The sequence below is a fragment of the Streptomyces sp. NPDC043996 genome, from assembly GCF_056435225.1.
The window spans coordinates 800,682-819,356 of the sequence record NZ_JBWKEY010000001.1 but is presented as its reverse complement, the minus strand read 5'-3'; the positions used below and the strand labels follow the sequence as shown (position 1 = coordinate 819,356).

The following is an 18,675-nucleotide window of genomic DNA, read 5'->3' as shown; positions in this document are numbered from 1 at the left end:
CGCCATTACGGCGGGTGGGGCCTCTTGTCGTGTCCGGTTGTCCAGGGGACGGCCGCGCCGCTTGACAATCGGCTCGATTGGCCTTCGTCGTCCTACCTATGGCACACTGTTCAGGTTGCTCGGTTGAGTGCCGATGCTGCGCGCCTCCCGCCGGGAGGACTGAAAGCGAGTCCCACAGTACTCGTCGCCCCATCTGCCGTAAGGCAGCGCTGTGGCGGACGTACGGGAATCTTTCGGGAAGTGCAGCGCGGAGGCTCAGCCAGGCGCCCGGTGGGTTTCTTCCCCCGGACCCGCGGTCACTCAGGGCCGCAGCCCCTAGCCGGGAAATCCTTCGGGAGATCCATGTGAGCGGGACTGCGACACGCCCGACCGCGTGGGTCGGAGGAAGTGGAAAAGAGGGCCTCCCGGGGGCCAGAGCGTTCGAGACAAAGGACTACTAAGTAGCCATGGCGGGACAGAAGATCCGCATCCGGCTCAAGGCCTACGACCACGAGGTCATCGACTCCTCGGCGAAGAAGATCGTCGAGACGGTGACCCGCACTGGTGCGTCGGTCGCGGGCCCGGTGCCGCTGCCCACTGAGAAGAACGTGTACTGCGTCATCAAGTCGCCGCACAAGTACAAGGACTCGCGCGAGCACTTCGAGATGCGCACGCACAAGCGCCTGATCGACATCCTCGACCCGACGCCCAAGACCGTTGACTCTCTGATGCGACTCGACCTCCCGGCCGGTGTCGACATCGAGATCAAGCTCTGAGGCCGGTGATCTGAAGATGACGAAGCAGATCAAGGGCATCCTGGGCGAGAAGCTCGGCATGACGCAGGTGTGGGACGAGAACAACCGCATTGTTCCCGTCACGGTCGTCAAGGCCGGGCCCTGTGTCGTTACCCAGGTCCGTACGAACGACAGCGACGGCTACGAGTCGGTCCAGATCGCCTTCGGCGAGATCGACCCGCGCAAGGTGAACAAGCCCCTCAAGGGCCACTTCGCCAAGGCCGACGTCACCCCCCGTCGCCACCTCGTCGAGATCCGTACCGCTGACGCCAGCGAGTACACCCTCGGCCAGGAGCTGACCGCCGAGACCTTCGAGTCGGGCGTCAAGGTCGACGTGACCGGCAAGAGCAAGGGCAAGGGCTTCGCCGGTGTCATGAAGCGCCACAACTTCGGTGGCCTCGGCTCCAGCCACGGCACCCAGCGCAAGCACCGCTCGCCCGGTTCCATCGGTGGCTGCGCCACCCCGGGTCGTGTGTTCAAGGGCCTCCGCATGGCGGGCCGCATGGGCAACGAGCGGGTCACCACCCAGAACCTGACCGTCCACGCCGTTGACGCGGAGAAGGGTCTGCTGCTCATCAAGGGCGCGGTTCCCGGTCCGAACGGCGGCCTCGTCCTGGTCCGCACCGCGGCCAAGGGGGCCTGAGGTAACCGATGAGCACTGTTGACATCCTTTCGCCGGCAGGCGACAAGGCCGGTACCGTCGAGCTCCCCGCGGAGATCTTCGACGCGAAGGTCAGCATCCCGCTGATCCACCAGGTCGTCGTCGCGCAGCTGGCCGCTGCCCGCCAGGGCACGCACAAGACCAAGACCCGCGGCGAAGTCCGTGGTGGTGGCAAGAAGCCTTACCGCCAGAAGGGCACCGGCCGCGCCCGCCAGGGTTCGACCCGCGCGCCGCAGTTCGCCGGTGGTGGCGTCGTGCACGGTCCCGTGCCGCGTGACTACTCGCAGCGGACCCCGAAGAAGATGAAGGCCGCCGCCCTGCGCGGTGCCCTCACCGACCGGGCCCGCAACAGCCGCATCCACGTCATCACCGACGTGGTCGAGGGCGACATCTCCACCAAGGCCGCCAAGGCTCTCCTCGGCAAGCTCAGCGAGCGCAAGAACGTGCTCCTGGTCGTCGAGCGCGAGAACGAGAAGGCCGTGCTGTCCGCCCGCAACCTGCCCCAGGTCCACATCCTGGAGCCGGGCCAGCTGAACACGTACGACGTTCTCGTCTCGGACGACGTGGTCTTCACCCAGGCCGCTTTCGAGTCCTTCGTGTCTGGCCCCAAGGCCGCTGACACCGAAGGGAGCGAGGCCTGATGGCTATCCGTCACCCCGCTATCGCCTCGAAGGCCGCCAAGGCCGCCAAGGCCGCGCGCGTCGCCAAGGCGAAGCGCCACGCCACCGAGGGCAAGAACACCGTCGAGACGCCGCTGAGCAAGAGCTTCACGGACCCCCGTGACGTGCTCCTCAAGCCGGTCGTCTCGGAGAAGAGCTACGCGCTGCTCGACGAGGGCAAGTACACCTTCGTCGTCGCGCCGGGCGCCAACAAGACCCAGATCAAGCAGGCCGTCGAGGCGGTCTTCTCGGTCAAGGTCACCGGCGTGAACACGCTCAACCGCCAGGGCAAGCGCAAGCGCACCCGCACCGGTTTCGGTAAGCGTGCCGACTCCAAGCGCGCGATCGTGACCCTCGCTGAGGGCGACCGTATCGACATCTTCGGCCAGGCCTCCTAACGGAGACCCTGGTCCGAATATCGGACGAGGACTGAGAAATGGGAATCCGCAAGTACAAGCCGACGACGCCGGGCCGCCGTGGCTCCTCCGTCGCCGACTTCGTCGAGGTCACGCGGTCCACGCCGGAGAAGTCGCTGGTCCGCCCGCTGCACAGCAAGGGCGGCCGTAACAACGCCGGTCGTGTGACCGTTCGCCACCAGGGTGGCGGACACAAGCGCGCCTACCGAGTGATCGACTTCCGTCGTCACGACAAGGACGGCGTGCCGGCGAAGGTCGCGCACATCGAGTACGACCCGAACCGCACCGCGCGCATCGCCCTGCTGCACTACGCAGACGGCGAGAAGCGCTACATCATCGCTCCGCGCGGACTGGCGCAGGGTGACCGGGTGGAGAACGGCCCTGGCGCCGACATCAAGCCCGGCAACAACCTGGCCCTGCGCAACATCCCGGTCGGTACCACGATCCACGCGATCGAGCTCCGTCCGGGCGGCGGCGCCAAGTTCGCCCGCTCCGCGGGTGCCTCGGTGCAGCTCCTGGCGAAGGAGGGCTCCATGGCCCACCTCCGCATGCCGTCGGGCGAGATCCGCCTGGTCGACGTCCGCTGCCGCGCCACCATCGGCGAGGTCGGCAACGCCGAGCAGTCGAACATCAACTGGGGCAAGGCCGGCCGCATGCGCTGGAAGGGCGTTCGCCCGACCGTGCGCGGTGTCGTCATGAACCCGGTTGACCACCCGCACGGTGGTGGTGAGGGCAAGACCTCCGGTGGTCGCCACCCGGTCTCCCCGTGGGGTCAGAAGGAGGGTCGTACTCGTTCGCCCAAGAAGGCGTCGAACAAGTACATCGTCCGCCGCCGCAAGACGAACAAGAAGCGCTAGGAGCGGGTTTAGATGCCGCGCAGTCTCAAGAAGGGGCCCTTCGTCGACGACCACCTGATCAAGAAGGTGGACGCCCAGAACGAAGCTGGCACCAAGAACGTCATCAAGACCTGGTCCCGTCGCTCCATGATCGTGCCGGCCATGCTCGGCCACACGCTCGCGGTGCACAACGGCAAGACCCACATTCCGGTGTTCGTCACCGAGTCGATGGTCGGCCACAAGCTCGGCGAGTTCTCGCCGACGCGCACCTTCCGGGGTCACGTCAAGGACGACCGGAAGTCGAAGCGCCGCTAACGCGGGGTGGAATCGACTATGACTAACACCGAAGGGACAACCATGGAAGCCAGGGCCCAGGCGCGGTACATCCGCGTCACGCCCATGAAGGCCCGCCGCGTGGTGGACCTCATCCGTGGCATGGATGCCACGGAGGCTCAGGCGGTCCTGCGTTTCGCCCCGCAGGCCGCGAGCGTGCCGGTCGGCAAGGTGCTGGACAGCGCCATCGCCAACGCCGCGCACAACTACGACCACACCGACGCCTCCACGCTGGTCATCAGCGAGGCGTACGTGGACGAGGGCCCGACCCTGAAGCGGTTCCGTCCGCGTGCCCAGGGCCGTGCCTACCGGATCCGTAAGCGGACCAGCCACATCACCGTGGTCGTCAGCAGCAAGGAAGGAACCCGGTAATGGGCCAGAAGGTAAACCCGCACGGGTTCCGGCTCGGTGTCACGACCGACTTCAAGTCGCGTTGGTACGCCGACAAGCTGTACAAGGACTACGTCAAGGAAGACGTCGCCATCCGTCGGATGATGACGTCCGGCATGGAGCGCGCCGGCATCTCGAAGGTGGAGATCGAGCGCACCCGTGACCGCGTGCGTGTGGACATCCACACCGCTCGTCCCGGCATCGTCATCGGCCGCCGTGGCGCCGAGGCCGACCGCATCCGCGGTGACCTCGAGAAGCTCACGGGCAAGCAGGTCCAGCTGAACATCCTCGAGGTCAAGAACCCCGAGGTCGACGCTCAGCTCGTGGCCCAGGCCGTCGCGGAGCAGCTGTCCTCCCGCGTCTCCTTCCGTCGCGCCATGCGTAAGAGCATGCAGTCGGCGATGAAGGCGGGCGCCAAGGGCATCAAGATCCAGTGTGGCGGTCGTCTCGGCGGCGCCGAGATGTCCCGCTCGGAGTTCTACCGCGAGGGCCGCGTGCCCCTGCACACGCTCCGCGCGAACGTCGACTACGGCTTCTTCGAGGCCAAGACGACCTTCGGTCGCATCGGCGTGAAGGTCTGGATCTACAAGGGCGACGTCAAGAACATCGCCGAGGTCCGCGCCGAGAACGCCGCTGCCCGCGCCGGCAACCGCCCGGCCCGTGGTGGCAACGACCGCCCGGCCCGTGGTGGCCGTGGTGGCGAGCGTGGCGGCCGCGGCCGCAAGCCGCAGCAGCAGTCCGCGCCGGCTGCCGAGGCCCCCAAGGCCGAGGCTCCCGCCGCCGCTGCCGCTCCGGCTGAGAGCACCGGAACGGAGGCCTGACCGACATGCTGATCCCCCGTAGGGTCAAGCACCGCAAGCAGCACCACCCCAAGCGCCGCGGTATGGCCAAGGGTGGTACGACGGTCGCGTTCGGCGAGTACGGCATTCAGGCCATGACCCCGGCGTACGTGACCAACCGCCAGATCGAGGCGGCCCGTATCGCGATGACCCGCCACATCAAGCGTGGCGGCAAGGTCTGGATCAACATCTACCCGGACCGTCCGCTGACGAAGAAGCCTGCCGAGACCCGCATGGGTTCCGGTAAGGGTTCCCCCGAGTGGTGGGTCGCGAACGTGCACCCGGGCCGGGTGATGTTCGAGCTGTCCTACCCGAACGAGAAGACTGCGCGTGAGGCTCTCACTCGTGCGGCCCACAAGCTGCCGATGAAGTGCCGGATCGTCAAGCGCGAGGCAGGTGAAGCGTGATGTCGGCCGGTACCAAGGCGTCTGAGCTGCGCGAGCTGGGCAACGAGGAGCTCCTGAACAAGCTCCGCGAGGCCAAGGAAGAGCTGTTCAACCTCCGCTTCCAGGCGGCGACGGGTCAGCTCGAGAACCACGGTCGGCTGAAGGCCGTCCGTAAGGACATCGCGCGGATCTACACCCTGATGCGTGAGCGCGAGCTGGGCATCGAGACGGTGGAGAGCGCCTGATGAGCGAGAGCAACGTGACTGAAGAGACGAAGGCCGCGCGCGGCTTCCGCAAGACCCGTGAGGGTCTGGTCGTCAGCGACAAGATGGACAAGACCGTCGTCGTCGCCGTCGAGGACCGCGTCAAGCACGCGCTGTACGGCAAGGTCATCCGTCGTACGAACAAGCTCAAGGCGCACGACGAGCAGAACGCCGCCGGCGTCGGCGACCGCGTCCTCCTGATGGAGACGCGTCCGCTGTCGGCGACCAAGCGCTGGCGCGTCGTCGAGATCCTCGAGAAGGCCAAGTAATTTCCGAGGGGGTTTCCCCTCGGATCAGTTCCGCCAGGCTCGGCAGGGGCCCCACTCCCCGGAGTGAAGCCCCTGCCGGGAACCGGCAGACAAACAGGAGATAGACGTGATCCAGCAGGAGTCGCGACTTCGCGTCGCCGACAACACGGGTGCGAAGGAAATCCTCACCATCCGTGTTCTCGGTGGCTCGGGTCGCCGCTACGCGGGCATCGGTGACGTCATCGTCGCCACCGTCAAGGACGCGATCCCCGGTGGCAACGTGAAGAAGGGTGACGTCGTCAAGGCGGTCATCGTTCGCACCGTCAAGGAGCGCCGCCGTCCGGACGGCTCGTACATCCGCTTCGACGAGAACGCCGCCGTCATTCTGAAGAACGACGGCGACCCTCGCGGCACCCGTATCTTCGGCCCGGTGGGCCGTGAGCTGCGCGAGAAGAAGTTCATGAAGATCATCTCGCTCGCGCCGGAGGTGCTGTAAGCATGAAGATCAAGAAGGGTGATCTGGTTCAGGTCATCACCGGCAAGGACAAGGGCAAGCAGGGCAAGGTCATTGCCGCTTACCCGCGCGAGGAGCGCGTCCTGGTCGAGGGTGTCAACCGGGTCAAGAAGCACACCAAGGCCGGCCCGACCGCCAGCGGCTCGCAGGCCGGCGGCATCGTGACCACCGAGGCCCCCGTCCACGTCTCCAACGTCCAGCTGGTCGTGGAGAAGGACGGCAACAAGGTCGTCACGCGCGTCGGTTACCGCTTCGACGACGAGGGCAACAAGATCCGCGTTGCCAAGCGGACGGGTGAGGACATCTGATGACGACCACCACCACTCCGCGTCTCAAGACGAAGTACCGCGACGAGATCAAGGGCAAGCTGCAGGAGGAGTTCTCGTTCGAGAACGTCATGCAGATCCCCGGTCTCGTGAAGATCGTGGTCAACATGGGTGTCGGCGACGCCGCCCGTGACTCCAAGCTCATGGACGGTGCCGTCCGTGACCTGACCACCATCACCGGTCAGAAGCCGGCCATCACCAAGGCCCGCAAGTCCATCGCGCAGTTCAAGCTGCGTGAGGGCCAGCCGATCGGTGCCCACGTCACGCTCCGTGGCGACCGCATGTGGGAGTTCCTGGACCGCACCCTGTCGCTCGCGCTGCCGCGCATCCGCGACTTCCGTGGTCTGTCCCCCAAGCAGTTCGACGGCCGTGGCAACTACACCTTCGGTCTCACGGAGCAGGTCATGTTCCACGAGATCGACCAGGACAAGATCGACCGTGTCCGGGGTATGGACATCACCGTGGTCACCACGGCGACCAACGACGCTGAGGGCCGGGCGCTCCTTCGTCACCTCGGCTTCCCGTTCAAGGAGGCGTAAGCGAGATGGCGAAGAAGGCTCTTATTGCCAAGGCTGCTCGTAAGCCCAAGTTCGGTGTGCGTGCGTACACCCGCTGCCAGCGCTGCGGCCGTCCGCACTCCGTGTACCGCAAGTTCGGCCTGTGCCGCGTGTGCCTCCGTGAGATGGCTCACCGTGGCGAGCTGCCGGGCGTGACCAAGAGCTCCTGGTAATTCCCCCTCTGTCCTGAGGACATGGGCAATTCCAGAGGCTCTCGGTAAGCAATGAGGCCGGTGGGGGCCCAGTCGCACATGCCTTAGGCTTGTGTGGTTGGGCGCCTGCCGCCCTCGTACGACTTACTACGCCGTAGGTCCCCGCGCCGCACCCGTCCCGCCCATGAGTGGGGAGAGGGATGGCGCATACAGGAAACCCCGGCGAGAGAGGCCGAAGGCCAATTCATGACCATGACTGATCCGATCGCAGACATGCTTACGCGTCTGCGGAACGCGAACTCGGCTTACCACGACACCGTGGCGATGCCGCACAGCAAGATCAAGTCGCACATCGCGGAGATCCTCCAGCAGGAGGGCTTCATCACGGGCTGGAAGGTCGAGGACGCCGAGGTCGGCAAGAACCTCGTGCTCGAGCTCAAGTTCGGTCCGAACCGTGAGCGCTCCATCGCGGGCATCAAGCGGATCTCGAAGCCGGGTCTGCGCGTGTACGCGAAGTCCACCAACCTGCCGAAGGTGCTCGGCGGCCTGGGCGTGGCGATCATCTCCACGTCGCACGGTCTGCTCACCGGCCAGCAGGCGGGCAAGAAGGGCGTGGGTGGGGAAGTCCTCGCCTACGTCTGGTAGCGGAAGGGAACGGAGGAAACAGCTATGTCGCGTATTGGCAAGCTCCCCATCACGGTTCCCGCCGGCGTGGACGTCACCATCGATGGCCAGACGGTCCAGGTGAAGGGTCCCAAGGGCACCCTGAACCACACCGTTGTCGCGCCGATCGAGATCGCTAAGGGTGAGGACGGCGTCCTGAACGTCACCCGCCCCAACGACGAGCGTCAGAACAAGGCCCTGCACGGCCTGTCCCGCACGCTGGTGGCGAACATGATCACCGGTGTGACCCAGGGTTACGTGAAGAAGCTCGAGATCAGCGGTGTCGGTTACCGCGTCCTGGCGAAGGGCTCCAACCTGGAGTTCTCGCTCGGCTACAGCCACCCGATCCTGATCGAGGCGCCCGAGGGCATCTCGTTCAAGGTCGAGTCGCCGACCAAGTTCTCGGTCGAGGGCATCGACAAGCAGAAGGTCGGCGAGGTTGCGGCCAACATCCGCAAGCTGCGCAAGCCTGACCCGTACAAGGCCAAGGGCGTCAAGTACGAGGGCGAAGTCATCCGCCGCAAGGTCGGAAAGGCGGGTAAGTAAGCCATGGCATACGGTGTCAAGATTGCTAAGGGCGACGCTTACAAGCGTGCTGCCATTCAGCGTCGTCACATCCGGATCCGTAAGCACATCTCGGGTACGGCTGAGCGTCCGCGCCTGGTCGTGACGCGCTCCAACCGCCACATCGTGGCCCAGGTCATCGACGACATCAAGGGTCACACCCTGGCGTCGGCGTCGACCCTGGACGCGTCCATCCGTGGTGGTTCGGACGACAAGTCGGCGCAGGCCGGCAAGGTCGGCGCCCTGGTCGCCGAGCGCGCCAAGGCCGCCGGTGTCGAGGCTGTCGTGTTCGACCGTGGTGGTAACCGTTACGCGGGGCGCATCGCCGCCCTGGCGGACGCCGCCCGTGAAGCCGGGCTCAAGTTCTGAGCCGCCCGTCGCGCAGCGACCTTGTGTCTCTGCGTAGCTAGCGGAAAAGAGAGAGGTAATTCCAATGGCTGGACCCCAGCGCCGCGGTGGCGGTGCCGGTGGCGGCGAGCGGCGGGACCGGAAGGGCCGTGACGGCGGCGCAGCTGCCGCCGAGAAGACCGCGTACGTTGAGCGCGTTGTCGCGATCAACCGCGTCGCCAAGGTTGTGAAGGGTGGTCGTCGCTTCAGCTTCACTGCGCTCGTCGTAGTGGGCGACGGTGACGGCACCGTGGGTGTCGGTTACGGCAAGGCCAAGGAGGTGCCGGCCGCCATCGCCAAGGGTGTTGAGGAGGCCAAGAAGCACTTCTTCAAGGTCCCGCGCATCGCCGGCACCATCCCGCACCCGATTCAGGGTGAAAAGGCCGCGGGCATCGTCCTGCTCAAGCCGGCTTCGCCGGGTACCGGTGTTATCGCCGGTGGTCCCGTGCGTGCCGTGCTCGAGTGCGCCGGTGTTCACGACATCCTGTCGAAGTCCCTGGGCTCCGACAACGCGATCAACATCGTGCACGCGACCGTGGCGGCCCTCAAGGGTCTGCAGCGTCCCGAGGAGATCGCGGCCCGCCGCGGTCTGCCGCTCGAGGACGTCGCTCCCGCCGCTCTCCTGCGTGCGCGTGCGGGAGCGGGTGCGTAATCATGGCTCAGCTCAAGATCACGCAGACGAAGTCGTACATCGGCAGCAAGCAGAACCACCGCGACACCCTGCGTTCGCTTGGCCTGAAGAAGGTCAACGACGTGGTCGTCAAGGAGGACCGCCCCGAGTTCCGCGGCATGGTGCAGACCGTCCGCCACCTCGTGACGGTTGAGGAGGTCGACTGATCATGGCGGAGAACAACCCGCTCAAGATCCACAACCTCCGTCCCGCCCCGGGCGCCAAGACCGCCAAGACCCGTGTGGGTCGTGGTGAGGCGTCGAAGGGTAAGACGGCCGGTCGTGGTACCAAGGGCACGAAGGCCCGTTACCAGGTTCCGGAGCGCTTCGAGGGTGGCCAGATGCCCCTCCACATGCGCCTCCCGAAGCTGAAGGGCTTCAAGAACCCGTTCAAGACCGAGTACCAGGTCGTCAACCTGGACAAGCTCGCGGCCCTCTACCCCGAGGGTGGCGAGGTCACGGTGGCCGATCTGGTCGCCAAGGGCGCCGTTCGCAAGAACAGCCTTGTCAAGGTTCTTGGCCAGGGCGAGGTCTCCGTGGCGCTGCAGGTGACGGTCGACGCCGTCTCCGGCTCCGCCAAGGAGAAGATCACCGCCGCTGGCGGTACCGTCACCGAGCTCGTCTGAATTTCCCAGGCGTCTCGATGACTTGAACGATCCCGACCGGGGATGCCCACAAAAGGGGCATCCCCGGTTGGTCGTTCCAAGGGGGGCACGGTCGCCGGTAAGGTGGCGTGCACTGTTACTTTCCGCGCGGTCTGTCCTCGCGACCGGCCGGGCGGTTCTTGGCTTTTAACTAGACACACCTACTTATCCGTCGGACTCACCACCGTCACCTCTGACGCAGTAGCGCGGGGGTCGCAGGAGGCACCGTGCTCACCGCGTTCGCCCGGGCGTTCAAGACGCCCGACCTGCGCAAGAAGCTGCTCTTCACGCTCGGCATCATCGTGATCTACCGGCTCGGGACACACATCCCGATCCCGGGCATCAACTACAAGAACGTCCAGACCTGTATCGACGCGGCCAATGCCAACCAGGGCCTCTTCGGTCTGGTCAACATGTTCAGTGGCGGCGCCCTCCTGCAGATCACGATCTTCGCGCTCGGCATCATGCCGTACATCACGGCGAGCATCATCCTGCAGCTGCTGACCGTGGTGATCCCGCGTCTGGAAGCCCTCAAGAAGGAGGGCCAGGCGGGCACGGCGAAGATCACGCAGTACACGCGCTACCTGACCATCGCGCTCGCGATCCTGCAGGGCACCGGCCTGGTGGCCACCGCCCGCACCGGCACCCTGTTCCAGGGCTGCCCGGTCGCCTCGGAGATCGTCCCCGACCAGTCGATCTTCGTCACCATCACGATGGTCATCACCATGACCGCCGGTACGGCCACCGTCATGTGGCTCGGTGAGCTCATCACCGACCGCGGCATCGGCAACGGCATGTCGATCCTGATGTTCATCTCGATCGCCGCGACCTTCCCCGCCGCCCTGTGGGGCATCAAGAAGTCGGGCACCCTGGCGGGCGGCTGGATCGAGTTCTTCACCGTGATCCTCGTCGGCCTCTTCATGGTCGGCCTGGTGGTCTTCGTCGAGCAGGCGCAGCGCCGCATTCCGGTGCAGTACGCGAAGCGCATGATCGGCCGCCGGTCCTACGGCGGCACGTCGACGTACATCCCGCTGAAGGTCAACCAGGCGGGCATCATCCCTGTGATCTTTGCCTCGTCGCTGCTCTACATTCCGGCTCTCGTCGCCCAGTTCGCGGGCGGTCAGTCCAGCTGGAAGACGTGGATCGAGCAGAACCTGACCAAGGGTGACCACCCGATTTACATCGTCACCTACTTCGTCCTGATCGTGTTCTTCGCCTTCTTCTACGTGGCGATCTCCTTCAACCCGGAGGAAGTCGCGGACAACATGAAGAAGTATGGTGGCTTCATCCCGGGCATCCGGGCTGGCCGACCGACCGCTGAGTACCTGAGCTACGTACTCAACCGGATCACCTGGCCGGGCTCGCTGTATCTGGGTCTGATCGCTCTTGTGCCAACGATGGCGTTGGTGGGCTTCAACGCGAACCAGAACTTCCCGTTCGGTGGAACGAGCATCCTCATCATCGTGGGTGTGGGTCTGGAGACCGTGAAGCAGATCGAGAGCCAGCTCCAGCAGCGCAACTACGAAGGGTTCCTCCGCTGATGCGAATCGTCCTTGTCGGACCGCCCGGTGCGGGCAAGGGGACGCAGGCCGCGTTCCTTGCCAAGAACCTGTCGATCCCGCACATCTCCACGGGCGACCTCTTCCGCGCCAACATCAGCCAGCAGACGGAGCTCGGCAAGCTGGCCAAGTCCTTCATGGACGCCGGAAACCTCGTCCCGGACGAGGTGACCATCGGTATGGCTCAGGACCGCATGGCGCAGCCGGACGCGGAGAACGGCTTCCTGCTCGACGGCTTCCCGCGCAACGTGTCGCAGGCCGAGGCCCTGGACGAGGCGCTGAAGACGGACGGCCAGCGCCTGGACGCGGTCCTGGACCTGGAGGTCCCCGAGGACGAGGTCGTCAAGCGCATCGCGGGCCGCCGCATCTGCCGCAACGACTCCAGCCACGTCTTCCACGTGACGTACAGCCCGCCGAAGCAGGAAGGTGTCTGCGACGTCTGCGGCGGCGAGCTCTACCAGCGCGGGGACGACAAGGAAGAGACCGTGCGCAAGCGGCTCGACGTGTACCACCGCGAGACCGAGCCGATCATCGACCACTACAAGGCGCAGGGCCTGGTCGTCACGATCTCGGCCCTCGGCAAGGTGGACGAGGTCACGAAGCGTGCGATGGCCGCCCTCAAGGGCGACGCGTAACCATCATTCCCCCGCTTCGGCCGCGGTGCCCGTCCTGGGCGCCGCGGCCGTAGTGTGTTGAGTGCACAACGGTTGTACGAAGACGGAGAGCGGAAGCCCCATGGCGCAGATCAAGACTCCCGAGCAGATCGCCACGATGCGTGCGGCGGGACTCGTCGTCGCCGCCATGCACAAGGCCACGCGTGCCGCGGCCGTGCCGGGCGCGACCACCAAGGACCTGGACGACGTGGCGCGCAAGGTGCTGGCCGAGCACGGCGCCAAGTCGAACTTCCTCGGGTACGGCGGCTTCCCCGCGACCATCTGCACCTCGAAGAACGAGGTCGTCGTGCACGGCATCCCGAGCGACGACGTCGTCCTGCAGGACGGCGACATCATCTCCATCGACGCCGGCGCCATCATCGACGGCTGGCACGGTGACGCCGCGTTCACGGCGTTCGTGGGCAGTGGTCACGCTCCGGAGCTGATTGAGCTCTCCCGGGTGACCGAGGAGTCGATGTGGGCCGGGATCGCGGCCATGAAGCAGGGCAACCGCCTCGTCGACGTCTCCCGCGCCATCGAGACGTACATCCGCCGCCAGCCCCGGCCCGCCTCCGGCAAGTACGGGATCATCGAGGACTACGGCGGCCACGGCATCGGCACCGAGATGCACATGGACCCGCACCTGCTGAACTACGTCGAGCGGCGCCGGGGCCGGGGCCCGAAGCTGGTGCCCGGCTTCTGCCTGGCGATCGAGCCGATGGTGTCCCTCGGCACCGCGAAGACCGAGGTCCTCGAGGACGACTGGACGGTCGTCACCGCCGACGGCACCTGGTCCTCGCACTGGGAGCACTCCGTCGCCCTGACCGAGCGGGGCCCGCTGGTGCTCACCGCGCCGGACGGCGGCAAGGCGAAGCTCGCCGAGTACGGGGTCGAGGCCGCGCCGGACCCGCTCGGCTGAGCCGTCGGGGGCGCTCGGAAGGCCGTAGGGCTTAAGGATCTTCAGCCCGGGGCATTCATCCTCGATTCGTCTTTCTGAGTGCACTGACGTAGACTGACGCGTCGGCTCTCGTGCATTCGCATGTCTGCGTGTGCGTGTGGAGCCGATCAAGGTAGTCGATTCGAAGGGCGAAGCGTGGCCAAGAAGCAAGGTGCCATCGAGATCGAGGGCACTGTCGTCGAGTCTCTTCCGAACGCTATGTTCAAGGTCGAGCTCCAGAACGGCCACCAGGTCCTGGCACACATCAGCGGCAAGATGCGCATGCACTACATCCGCATCCTCCCTGACGACCGGGTCGTGGTGGAGCTCTCTCCGTACGACCTGACGCGTGGCCGGATCGTCTACCGGTACAAGTAGATCTTGCCCGCATCCCGCTCCCGCGGGGTGGTGGCACTGACCCGGAGAACCTCACACCCATGAAGGTCAAGCCGAGCGTCAAGAAGATCTGCGACAAGTGCAGGGTGATCCGCCGTCACGGCCGGGTCATGATCATTTGCGACAACCCGCGCCACAAGCAGCGCCAGGGCTGACGCACGACTGCAGTTCGCAGATTTTCGCGCGACGCACGTAAGTACATATACGCAGCACCCGTCCCTCTTCAGTTCCTTTGGTAGTGGAGGGCGACACCCCCGGTCGGAGGCCGGGGACCCAGGATGTACCTAGTACGGCACCTGGGAGTGGTTCTGCTGAAGACCTCCGAAGAATCAACAGGAGCCATGAATGGCACGCGTTGAAGGCGTTGACCTCCCGCGCGAAAAGCGCATCGAGGTCGCCCTCACCTACGTGTTCGGCATCGGCCGCACGCTGGCCCAGCAGACGCTGGACGCCACCGAGGTGGACCGCAACACCCGTGTTCGCGACCTGACCGAGGAAGACCTCGTCAAGATCCGCGAGTACGTGGACGCCAACATCAAGACCGAGGGTGACCTCCGTCGCGAGATCCAGGCCGACATCCGCCGCAAGGTCGAGATCGGCTGCTACCAGGGTCTTCGTCACCGTCGTGGCCTGCCCGTCCGCGGTCAGCGCACCAGCACGAACGCCCGCACCCGCAAGGGCCCGCGTCGCGCCATCGCCGGTAAGAAGAAGCCGGGCAAGAAGTAGTCCTCGCTCAGCGGTCTATCGACAGCTGACGCTGCAGGACCGACCACCTCCCGTAGGAGTTATAGATGCCCCCCAAGGGTCGTCAGGGCGCTGCCAAGAAGGTGCGCCGCAAGGAAAAGAAGAACGTCGCTCACGGCCACGCGCACATCAAGAGCACGTTCAACAACACGATCGTGTCCATCACGGACCCGACCGGCAACGTGATCTCCTGGGCCTCCGCCGGCCACGTCGGCTTCAAGGGCTCGCGCAAGTCCACGCCGTTCGCCGCGCAGATGGCCGCCGAGTCGGCTGCCCGTCGCGCGCAGGAGCACGGCATGCGCAAGGTCGACGTCTTCGTCAAGGGTCCGGGTTCCGGTCGCGAGACCGCCATCCGTTCGCTGCAGGCGACCGGCCTTGAGGTCGGCTCGATCCAGGACGTGACGCCCACGCCGCACAACGGCTGCCGTCCGCCCAAGCGCCGCCGCGTCTGACGTACGGCTGCTTGTCTGTGGTTTCCGGGCGGTACGGCTCCTTCGGGCCGTACCGCCCGTACCCTTGTAGTACCAGTCGGGCATCAAATAGCGGGTGCCCACGACTTGAAGGAAGCACTACATGCTGATCGCTCAGCGTCCCTCGTTGACCGAAGAGGTCGTCGACGAGTTCCGCTCCCGGTTCGTCATCGAGCCGCTGGAGCCGGGCTTCGGTTACACCCTCGGCAACTCTCTGCGCCGGACCCTCCTGTCCTCGATCCCGGGTGCGGCGGTCACGTCCATCCGCATCGACGGCGTGCTGCACGAGTTCACCACCGTGCCGGGCGTCAAGGAGGACGTCACCGACCTGATCCTCAACATCAAGCAGCTGGTCGTCTCCTCGGAGCACGACGAGCCGGTCGTGATGTACCTGCGCAAGCAGGGCCCGGGTCTGGTCACCGCCGCCGACATCGCGCCCCCGGCCGGTGTCGAGGTGCACAACCCCGACCTCGTCCTCGCCACGCTCAACGGCAAGGGCAAGCTGGAGATGGAGCTGACCGTCGAGCGCGGTCGCGGCTATGTCTCCGCCGTGCAGAACAAGCAGGTCGGCCAGGAGATCGGCCGCATCCCGGTCGACTCCATCTACTCGCCGGTGCTGAAGGTCACGTACAAGGTCGAGGCCACGCGTGTCGAGCAGCGCACCGACTTCGACAAGCTGATCGTCGACGTCGAGACCAAGCAGGCCATGCGCCCGCGTGACGCCATGGCGTCCGCCGGCAAGACCCTGGTCGAGCTGTTCGGTCTCGCCCGCGAGCTGAACATCGACGCCGAGGGCATCGACATGGGTCCGTCCCCGACGGACGCCGCGCTCGCCGCCGATCTGGCGCTGCCGATCGAGGAGCTGGAGCTCACCGTTCGGTCGTACAACTGCCTCAAGCGCGAGGGCATCCACTCCGTGGGTGAGCTCGTCGCCCGCTCCGAGGCCGACCTCCTCGACATTCGCAACTTCGGTGCGAAGTCCATCGACGAGGTCAAGATGAAGCTCAACGGGATGGGTCTGGCCCTCAAGGACAGCCCGCCCGGATTCGACCCGACCGCCGCCGCGGACGCCTTTGGCGCCGATGACGACGCGGACGCCGGGTTCGTCGAGACCGAGCAGTACTAAGGGCTCGGGCCCGACGGTTTGATTTTGGCTGCGGGCCGGCTTCGGCTGGTCGCGCAGTTCCCCGCGCCCCTTATGGGGCGCGGTACCGCTGACCCCGGTACCTGATACGGCCGGGGCAGATCACAAGGAGAAACACCATGCCGAAGCCCACCAAGGGTGCCCGTCTGGGTGGCGGTGCCGCGCACGAGAAGCTGATGCTGGCGAACCTCGCCAAGGATCTCTTCGAGCACGGCCGCATCACGACGACCGAGGCCAAGGCCCGTCGCCTGCGCCCGTACGCGGAGCGTCTGGTCACCAAGGCGAAGAAGGGTGACCTTCACAACCGCCGTCAGGTGCTTCAGGTCATCACGGACAAGAGCGTCGTCCACACGCTCTTCGCCGAGATCGGCCCGCGCTACGAGAACCGCCCGGGTGGCTACACCCGTATCACCAAGATCGGTAACCGCCGTGGCGACAACGCGCCCATGGCCGTCATCGAGCTGGTGGAGGCCCTGACCGTGGCCCAGCAGGCCACCGGTGAGGCCGAGGCGGCGACGAAGCGCGCCGCTAAGGACGCCGAGGTTTCCGAGGCCAAGGTCGACACGACCAAGGGCGACGAGGCTGCCGAGGAGTCGAAGGACGCGTAAGCGTTCTGCCGGGGACTGCGCGTCGTCGGCTGCGGCTCCGTCGTGGCTGGTCGCGCAGTTCCCCGCGCCCCTTCCGGGCGTCGCGGGCCCGCCCCCTGTGGGGCGGGCCCGCTTTTGTGTTGTCTGAGAGGATCCACGGGTGAGTGATGAGGTGGAGCCCGGGTTCGTCCGGGTGCGGTTGGACCTGTCGTACGACGGCCGGGACTTCTCCGGGTGGGCCAAGCAGCGCGAGGGGCAGCGGACCGTCCAGGGGGAGATCGAGGACGCCCTGCGGACGGTGACGCGGTCGCGGGAGACGTACGAGCTGACCGTGGCCGGGAGGACCGACAGCGGGGTGCACGCCAGGGGGCAGGTCGCGCACGTCGATCTGCCGGAGGGCGTGTGGGACGAGCACCGGGAGAAGCTGCTGCGGCGGCTCGCCGGGCGGCTGCCGCAGGACGTGCGGATCTGGCGGGCCGAGGAGGCTCCCGCCGGGTTCAACGCGCGGTTCTCGGCGATCTGGCGGCGGTACGCGTACCGCGTGACCGACCACCTCGGCGGCGTCGACCCGCTGCTGCGCGGCCATGTGCTGTGGCACGACTGGGCGCTCGACATGGACGCCATGAACGAGGCCGCGCGGGCGCTGCTCGGGGAGCACGACTTCGCCGCGTACTGCAAGCGGCGTGAGGGTGCGACGACCATTCGCACCTTGCAGGAGCTGCGGTGGGAGCGGCGGGCGGACGGGGTTCTGGAGGCCACCGTGCGGGCGGACGCCTTCTGTCACAACATGGTGCGGTCCCTGGTGGGGGCCATGCTGTTCGTGGGCGACGGGCACCGGACGCCGGACTGGCCGGGCAAGGTCCTCGCGGCGGGTGTGCGGGACTCGGCGGTGCATGTGGTGCGGCCGCACGGGCTCACGCTGGAGGAGGTCGGCTACCCGGCCGACGAGCTGCTGGCGGCGCGCAGCGTGGAGGCGCGCAACAAGCGGTCGCTGCCGTCGGCCGGATGTTGCTGAGCTCTGGATAGAGCGTTCGTTCTAGTCAGGGTTGTTGGCGGCGGCCGACGCCTGCGCCTCGCCGCGGCGGTTGATCTGGTTGAAGGCGAAGCGGGCGAGGTCGTCGCCGACCGCGTAGGCCTTGCGGTCCTTCGTCGTGACGTCCTTGCCGTTCAGGAAGCCGGTCGTCGTGAAGTACGCGTAGCGGCCGTACGTGTTGTACGTGCCGCGGCAGACGGCGGTGCGGCAGAAGGTGCCGACGCCCTTGCCGGACAGCGAGGTGACCAGGCCCTTGTCGGCCTGCTTGGTGGCGCGGGCGGCCTGGGTCTCGGTGTCGAAGACGGCGACGCCGACGGTGACCGCGATGCCCTGGCGGGCGTAGCTGACGCGCATCAGCTTGGTGCACTCGTTCCTGGTCAGGACCTTGCCGAGGACCGGCTGGGCGACCGAGGCGCACCGTTTGGTGTCGTCGGTGCGGCCCTTCTTGTAGATCTTGTCGCCGGAGGTCAGCTTGGTGCCGGGGAAGAGGAGCGCGGCGCTCAGGGGTGCCTTGTCCTTGTCGGCGCTGGAGACGTAGTCCTTCGGGTCCGGCGGTGGCGGGGGAGTAGTGGCCTCGAAGGACGGCTCGGGCGCGGTGGAGGCGCCGGGGATGTCCGGGGACGAGGGCAGCTCGCTCGCGGGCTTGTCGGAGGCGCTGGCGTCGTCGCCGTTCGCGGAGACGACCGCGATGGCCACGGCCGCCGCGACGCCGACGGTGGCGAGGGCGCCGCCGCCCATCAGGAGCCATTTGCGGCGCCGGGCCCGCTTCTCGGAGGCCTCGGCCAGTGCCGCCCAGTCGGGGGTCTGAGAGCCCCCCGGACCCCACTGAGGTCCCCCTTGCCCAAAGCTCATGGGCGGCATCTTAGACGGGG

At 66.5% G+C, this 18,675-nt stretch carries 32 protein-coding genes; 31 read left to right on the top strand and 1 reads right to left on the bottom strand.

Going from position 1 to position 18,675, the window contains the following annotated elements:
- Positions 1–446 precede the first annotated feature (446 nt).
- The 31 genes from rpsJ to truA all read left to right on the top strand — a co-directional run bounded on the left by rpsJ (position 447) and on the right by truA (position 17,785).
- On the top strand, positions 447–755 hold the full coding sequence (gene rpsJ, locus AC07A4_RS03730; protein ID WP_003948644.1) for a 30S ribosomal protein S10: 309 nt from the start codon (positions 447–449) through the stop codon (positions 753–755).
- A gap of 16 nt (positions 756–771) precedes the next feature.
- Positions 772–1,416, top strand: a complete 645-nt coding sequence (gene rplC / locus AC07A4_RS03725; RefSeq protein WP_478592367.1) for a 50S ribosomal protein L3 — start codon at positions 772–774, stop codon at positions 1,414–1,416.
- Between the two features lie 8 nt (positions 1,417–1,424).
- The gene (gene rplD / locus AC07A4_RS03720; RefSeq protein ID WP_478592365.1) at positions 1,425–2,075 is read left to right on the top strand and encodes a 50S ribosomal protein L4; all 651 of its coding nucleotides are present in this window, start codon (positions 1,425–1,427) and stop codon (positions 2,073–2,075) included.
- Positions 2,075–2,491: a 50S ribosomal protein L23 gene (gene rplW, locus AC07A4_RS03715; protein WP_030685476.1), complete on the top strand. Its 417-nt coding sequence runs from the start codon at positions 2,075–2,077 to the stop codon at positions 2,489–2,491. Before rplD ends, rplW begins: the two co-directional genes overlap by 1 nt.
- 38 nt (positions 2,492–2,529) lie before the next feature.
- Positions 2,530–3,366 carry a 50S ribosomal protein L2 gene (gene rplB / locus AC07A4_RS03710; RefSeq protein WP_478592362.1) on the top strand — a complete coding sequence of 279 codons (837 nt, stop codon included), beginning with the start codon at positions 2,530–2,532 and terminating at the stop codon, positions 3,364–3,366.
- Between the two features lie 12 nt (positions 3,367–3,378).
- Positions 3,379–3,660, top strand: coding sequence for a 30S ribosomal protein S19 (rpsS, locus tag AC07A4_RS03705; protein WP_003992359.1), 282 nt, complete (start codon positions 3,379–3,381; stop codon positions 3,658–3,660).
- A 42-nt stretch (positions 3,661–3,702) separates the two neighbouring features.
- A complete protein-coding gene (gene rplV / locus AC07A4_RS03700; RefSeq protein ID WP_009997296.1) occupies positions 3,703–4,050 on the top strand; it encodes a 50S ribosomal protein L22 in 348 nt (115 codons plus the stop codon).
- Complete coding sequence (rpsC, locus tag AC07A4_RS03695) at positions 4,050–4,889, top strand: 30S ribosomal protein S3 (protein WP_478592359.1); 840 nt, start codon at positions 4,050–4,052, stop codon at positions 4,887–4,889. Before rplV ends, rpsC begins: the two co-directional genes overlap by 1 nt.
- Positions 4,890–4,894: 5 nt before the next feature.
- Positions 4,895–5,314, top strand: a complete 420-nt coding sequence (gene rplP, locus AC07A4_RS03690; protein WP_164321737.1) for a 50S ribosomal protein L16 — start codon at positions 4,895–4,897, stop codon at positions 5,312–5,314.
- Entirely contained in the window at positions 5,314–5,538 is a 225-nt protein-coding gene (gene rpmC, locus AC07A4_RS03685) for a 50S ribosomal protein L29 (RefSeq protein WP_010036720.1), read from the top strand. The genes rplP and rpmC overlap by 1 nt, the downstream gene beginning before the upstream one ends.
- On the top strand, positions 5,538–5,825 hold the full coding sequence (gene rpsQ, locus AC07A4_RS03680) for a 30S ribosomal protein S17 (protein WP_030039759.1): 288 nt from the start codon (positions 5,538–5,540) through the stop codon (positions 5,823–5,825). The genes rpmC and rpsQ overlap by 1 nt, the downstream gene beginning before the upstream one ends.
- 106 nt (positions 5,826–5,931) lie before the next feature.
- The gene (gene rplN, locus AC07A4_RS03675) at positions 5,932–6,300 is read left to right on the top strand and encodes a 50S ribosomal protein L14 (RefSeq protein WP_003974257.1); all 369 of its coding nucleotides are present in this window, start codon (positions 5,932–5,934) and stop codon (positions 6,298–6,300) included.
- A gap of 2 nt (positions 6,301–6,302) precedes the next feature.
- The gene (gene rplX / locus AC07A4_RS03670) at positions 6,303–6,626 is read left to right on the top strand and encodes a 50S ribosomal protein L24 (protein ID WP_030685463.1); all 324 of its coding nucleotides are present in this window, start codon (positions 6,303–6,305) and stop codon (positions 6,624–6,626) included.
- Positions 6,626–7,183 (top strand): 50S ribosomal protein L5, encoded by a 558-nt coding sequence (rplE, locus tag AC07A4_RS03665; protein WP_478592356.1) that lies wholly within the window; start codon positions 6,626–6,628, stop codon positions 7,181–7,183. The genes rplX and rplE overlap by 1 nt, the downstream gene beginning before the upstream one ends.
- Before the next feature lie 5 nt (positions 7,184–7,188).
- A complete protein-coding gene (locus AC07A4_RS03660) occupies positions 7,189–7,374 on the top strand; it encodes a type Z 30S ribosomal protein S14 (RefSeq protein ID WP_003956452.1) in 186 nt (61 codons plus the stop codon).
- A gap of 225 nt (positions 7,375–7,599) precedes the next feature.
- On the top strand, positions 7,600–7,998 hold the full coding sequence (gene rpsH, locus AC07A4_RS03655; RefSeq protein ID WP_018528360.1) for a 30S ribosomal protein S8: 399 nt from the start codon (positions 7,600–7,602) through the stop codon (positions 7,996–7,998).
- Between the two features lie 24 nt (positions 7,999–8,022).
- The gene (gene rplF, locus AC07A4_RS03650) at positions 8,023–8,562 is read left to right on the top strand and encodes a 50S ribosomal protein L6 (RefSeq protein ID WP_478592353.1); all 540 of its coding nucleotides are present in this window, start codon (positions 8,023–8,025) and stop codon (positions 8,560–8,562) included.
- A 3-nt stretch (positions 8,563–8,565) separates the two neighbouring features.
- A complete protein-coding gene (gene rplR / locus AC07A4_RS03645; RefSeq protein WP_478592351.1) occupies positions 8,566–8,949 on the top strand; it encodes a 50S ribosomal protein L18 in 384 nt (127 codons plus the stop codon).
- Positions 8,950–9,013: 64 nt separating this feature from the next.
- Complete coding sequence (rpsE, locus tag AC07A4_RS03640) at positions 9,014–9,619, top strand: 30S ribosomal protein S5 (RefSeq protein ID WP_467087521.1); 606 nt, start codon at positions 9,014–9,016, stop codon at positions 9,617–9,619.
- A 2-nt stretch (positions 9,620–9,621) separates the two neighbouring features.
- Positions 9,622–9,804: a 50S ribosomal protein L30 gene (gene rpmD / locus AC07A4_RS03635; protein WP_128554711.1), complete on the top strand. Its 183-nt coding sequence runs from the start codon at positions 9,622–9,624 to the stop codon at positions 9,802–9,804.
- A gap of 2 nt (positions 9,805–9,806) precedes the next feature.
- Positions 9,807–10,262: a 50S ribosomal protein L15 gene (gene rplO / locus AC07A4_RS03630; protein WP_189782214.1), complete on the top strand. Its 456-nt coding sequence runs from the start codon at positions 9,807–9,809 to the stop codon at positions 10,260–10,262.
- A 245-nt stretch (positions 10,263–10,507) separates the two neighbouring features.
- The gene (gene secY / locus AC07A4_RS03625) at positions 10,508–11,821 is read left to right on the top strand and encodes a preprotein translocase subunit SecY (protein WP_478592346.1); all 1,314 of its coding nucleotides are present in this window, start codon (positions 10,508–10,510) and stop codon (positions 11,819–11,821) included.
- Positions 11,821–12,474 (top strand): adenylate kinase, encoded by a 654-nt coding sequence (locus tag AC07A4_RS03620; protein ID WP_478592343.1) that lies wholly within the window; start codon positions 11,821–11,823, stop codon positions 12,472–12,474. The genes secY and AC07A4_RS03620 overlap by 1 nt, the downstream gene beginning before the upstream one ends.
- A gap of 100 nt (positions 12,475–12,574) precedes the next feature.
- Complete coding sequence (map, locus tag AC07A4_RS03615) at positions 12,575–13,411, top strand: type I methionyl aminopeptidase (RefSeq protein WP_478592340.1); 837 nt, start codon at positions 12,575–12,577, stop codon at positions 13,409–13,411.
- A gap of 174 nt (positions 13,412–13,585) precedes the next feature.
- On the top strand, positions 13,586–13,807 hold the full coding sequence (gene infA, locus AC07A4_RS03610) for a translation initiation factor IF-1 (RefSeq protein WP_003948620.1): 222 nt from the start codon (positions 13,586–13,588) through the stop codon (positions 13,805–13,807).
- A 59-nt stretch (positions 13,808–13,866) separates the two neighbouring features.
- Complete coding sequence (gene rpmJ, locus AC07A4_RS03605) at positions 13,867–13,980, top strand: 50S ribosomal protein L36 (protein ID WP_003948619.1); 114 nt, start codon at positions 13,867–13,869, stop codon at positions 13,978–13,980.
- A 190-nt stretch (positions 13,981–14,170) separates the two neighbouring features.
- Positions 14,171–14,551, top strand: a complete 381-nt coding sequence (gene rpsM / locus AC07A4_RS03600; RefSeq protein ID WP_030782528.1) for a 30S ribosomal protein S13 — start codon at positions 14,171–14,173, stop codon at positions 14,549–14,551.
- 65 nt (positions 14,552–14,616) lie between these two features.
- Positions 14,617–15,021 carry a 30S ribosomal protein S11 gene (rpsK, locus tag AC07A4_RS03595; RefSeq protein ID WP_003948617.1) on the top strand — a complete coding sequence of 135 codons (405 nt, stop codon included), beginning with the start codon at positions 14,617–14,619 and terminating at the stop codon, positions 15,019–15,021.
- Positions 15,022–15,142: 121 nt separating this feature from the next.
- Positions 15,143–16,165, top strand: a complete 1,023-nt coding sequence (locus AC07A4_RS03590; protein ID WP_016645160.1) for a DNA-directed RNA polymerase subunit alpha — start codon at positions 15,143–15,145, stop codon at positions 16,163–16,165.
- Positions 16,166–16,302: 137 nt separating this feature from the next.
- Positions 16,303–16,791: a 50S ribosomal protein L17 gene (gene rplQ, locus AC07A4_RS03585; protein WP_478592336.1), complete on the top strand. Its 489-nt coding sequence runs from the start codon at positions 16,303–16,305 to the stop codon at positions 16,789–16,791.
- 139 nt (positions 16,792–16,930) lie between these two features.
- Positions 16,931–17,785, top strand: coding sequence for a tRNA pseudouridine(38-40) synthase TruA (gene truA, locus AC07A4_RS03580; RefSeq protein WP_478592334.1), 855 nt, complete (start codon positions 16,931–16,933; stop codon positions 17,783–17,785).
- 21 nt (positions 17,786–17,806) lie between these two features.
- On the opposite strand, the gene AC07A4_RS03575 is transcribed toward truA, so the two are convergent.
- Positions 17,807–18,655 (bottom strand): hypothetical protein, encoded by an 849-nt coding sequence (locus AC07A4_RS03575; protein WP_478592331.1) that lies wholly within the window; start codon positions 18,653–18,655, stop codon positions 17,807–17,809.
- Positions 18,656–18,675: the final 20 nt, after the last annotated feature.

What these genes read in the sequence shown, in the direction of transcription:
- rplP (WP_164321737.1), top strand. Translation starts at nt 4,895, where the DNA reads ATGCTGATCCCCCGTAGGGTCAAGCACCGCAAGCAGCACCACCCCAAG.
- rplV (WP_009997296.1), top strand. Translation starts at nt 3,703, where the DNA reads ATGGAAGCCAGGGCCCAGGCGCGGTACATCCGCGTCACGCCCATGAAG.
- AC07A4_RS03575 (WP_478592331.1), bottom strand. Translation starts at nt 18,655, where the DNA reads ATGAGCTTTGGGCAAGGGGGACCTCAGTGGGGTCCGGGGGGCTCTCAG.
- rplR (WP_478592351.1), top strand. Translation starts at nt 8,566, where the DNA reads ATGGCATACGGTGTCAAGATTGCTAAGGGCGACGCTTACAAGCGTGCT.
- AC07A4_RS03590 (WP_016645160.1), top strand. Translation starts at nt 15,143, where the DNA reads ATGCTGATCGCTCAGCGTCCCTCGTTGACCGAAGAGGTCGTCGACGAG.
- rpsH (WP_018528360.1), top strand. Translation starts at nt 7,600, where the DNA reads ATGACCATGACTGATCCGATCGCAGACATGCTTACGCGTCTGCGGAAC.
- rplD (WP_478592365.1), top strand. Translation starts at nt 1,425, where the DNA reads ATGAGCACTGTTGACATCCTTTCGCCGGCAGGCGACAAGGCCGGTACC.
- rpsQ (WP_030039759.1), top strand. Translation starts at nt 5,538, where the DNA reads ATGAGCGAGAGCAACGTGACTGAAGAGACGAAGGCCGCGCGCGGCTTC.
- rpsE (WP_467087521.1), top strand. Translation starts at nt 9,014, where the DNA reads ATGGCTGGACCCCAGCGCCGCGGTGGCGGTGCCGGTGGCGGCGAGCGG.
- rpsJ (WP_003948644.1), top strand. Translation starts at nt 447, where the DNA reads ATGGCGGGACAGAAGATCCGCATCCGGCTCAAGGCCTACGACCACGAG.
- rpmD (WP_128554711.1), top strand. Translation starts at nt 9,622, where the DNA reads ATGGCTCAGCTCAAGATCACGCAGACGAAGTCGTACATCGGCAGCAAG.
- rplB (WP_478592362.1), top strand. Translation starts at nt 2,530, where the DNA reads ATGGGAATCCGCAAGTACAAGCCGACGACGCCGGGCCGCCGTGGCTCC.
- rplW (WP_030685476.1), top strand. Translation starts at nt 2,075, where the DNA reads ATGGCTATCCGTCACCCCGCTATCGCCTCGAAGGCCGCCAAGGCCGCC.
- AC07A4_RS03660 (WP_003956452.1), top strand. Translation starts at nt 7,189, where the DNA reads ATGGCGAAGAAGGCTCTTATTGCCAAGGCTGCTCGTAAGCCCAAGTTC.
- AC07A4_RS03620 (WP_478592343.1), top strand. Translation starts at nt 11,821, where the DNA reads ATGCGAATCGTCCTTGTCGGACCGCCCGGTGCGGGCAAGGGGACGCAG.
- rplX (WP_030685463.1), top strand. Translation starts at nt 6,303, where the DNA reads ATGAAGATCAAGAAGGGTGATCTGGTTCAGGTCATCACCGGCAAGGAC.
- rplO (WP_189782214.1), top strand. Translation starts at nt 9,807, where the DNA reads ATGGCGGAGAACAACCCGCTCAAGATCCACAACCTCCGTCCCGCCCCG.
- rpsS (WP_003992359.1), top strand. Translation starts at nt 3,379, where the DNA reads ATGCCGCGCAGTCTCAAGAAGGGGCCCTTCGTCGACGACCACCTGATC.
- rpsK (WP_003948617.1), top strand. Translation starts at nt 14,617, where the DNA reads ATGCCCCCCAAGGGTCGTCAGGGCGCTGCCAAGAAGGTGCGCCGCAAG.
- rpmC (WP_010036720.1), top strand. Translation starts at nt 5,314, where the DNA reads ATGTCGGCCGGTACCAAGGCGTCTGAGCTGCGCGAGCTGGGCAACGAG.
- rplE (WP_478592356.1), top strand. Translation starts at nt 6,626, where the DNA reads ATGACGACCACCACCACTCCGCGTCTCAAGACGAAGTACCGCGACGAG.
- rpsC (WP_478592359.1), top strand. Translation starts at nt 4,050, where the DNA reads ATGGGCCAGAAGGTAAACCCGCACGGGTTCCGGCTCGGTGTCACGACC.
- rplC (WP_478592367.1), top strand. Translation starts at nt 772, where the DNA reads ATGACGAAGCAGATCAAGGGCATCCTGGGCGAGAAGCTCGGCATGACG.
- rplQ (WP_478592336.1), top strand. Translation starts at nt 16,303, where the DNA reads ATGCCGAAGCCCACCAAGGGTGCCCGTCTGGGTGGCGGTGCCGCGCAC.
- rpsM (WP_030782528.1), top strand. Translation starts at nt 14,171, where the DNA reads ATGGCACGCGTTGAAGGCGTTGACCTCCCGCGCGAAAAGCGCATCGAG.
- rpmJ (WP_003948619.1), top strand. Translation starts at nt 13,867, where the DNA reads ATGAAGGTCAAGCCGAGCGTCAAGAAGATCTGCGACAAGTGCAGGGTG.
- rplF (WP_478592353.1), top strand. Translation starts at nt 8,023, where the DNA reads ATGTCGCGTATTGGCAAGCTCCCCATCACGGTTCCCGCCGGCGTGGAC.
- map (WP_478592340.1), top strand. Translation starts at nt 12,575, where the DNA reads ATGGCGCAGATCAAGACTCCCGAGCAGATCGCCACGATGCGTGCGGCG.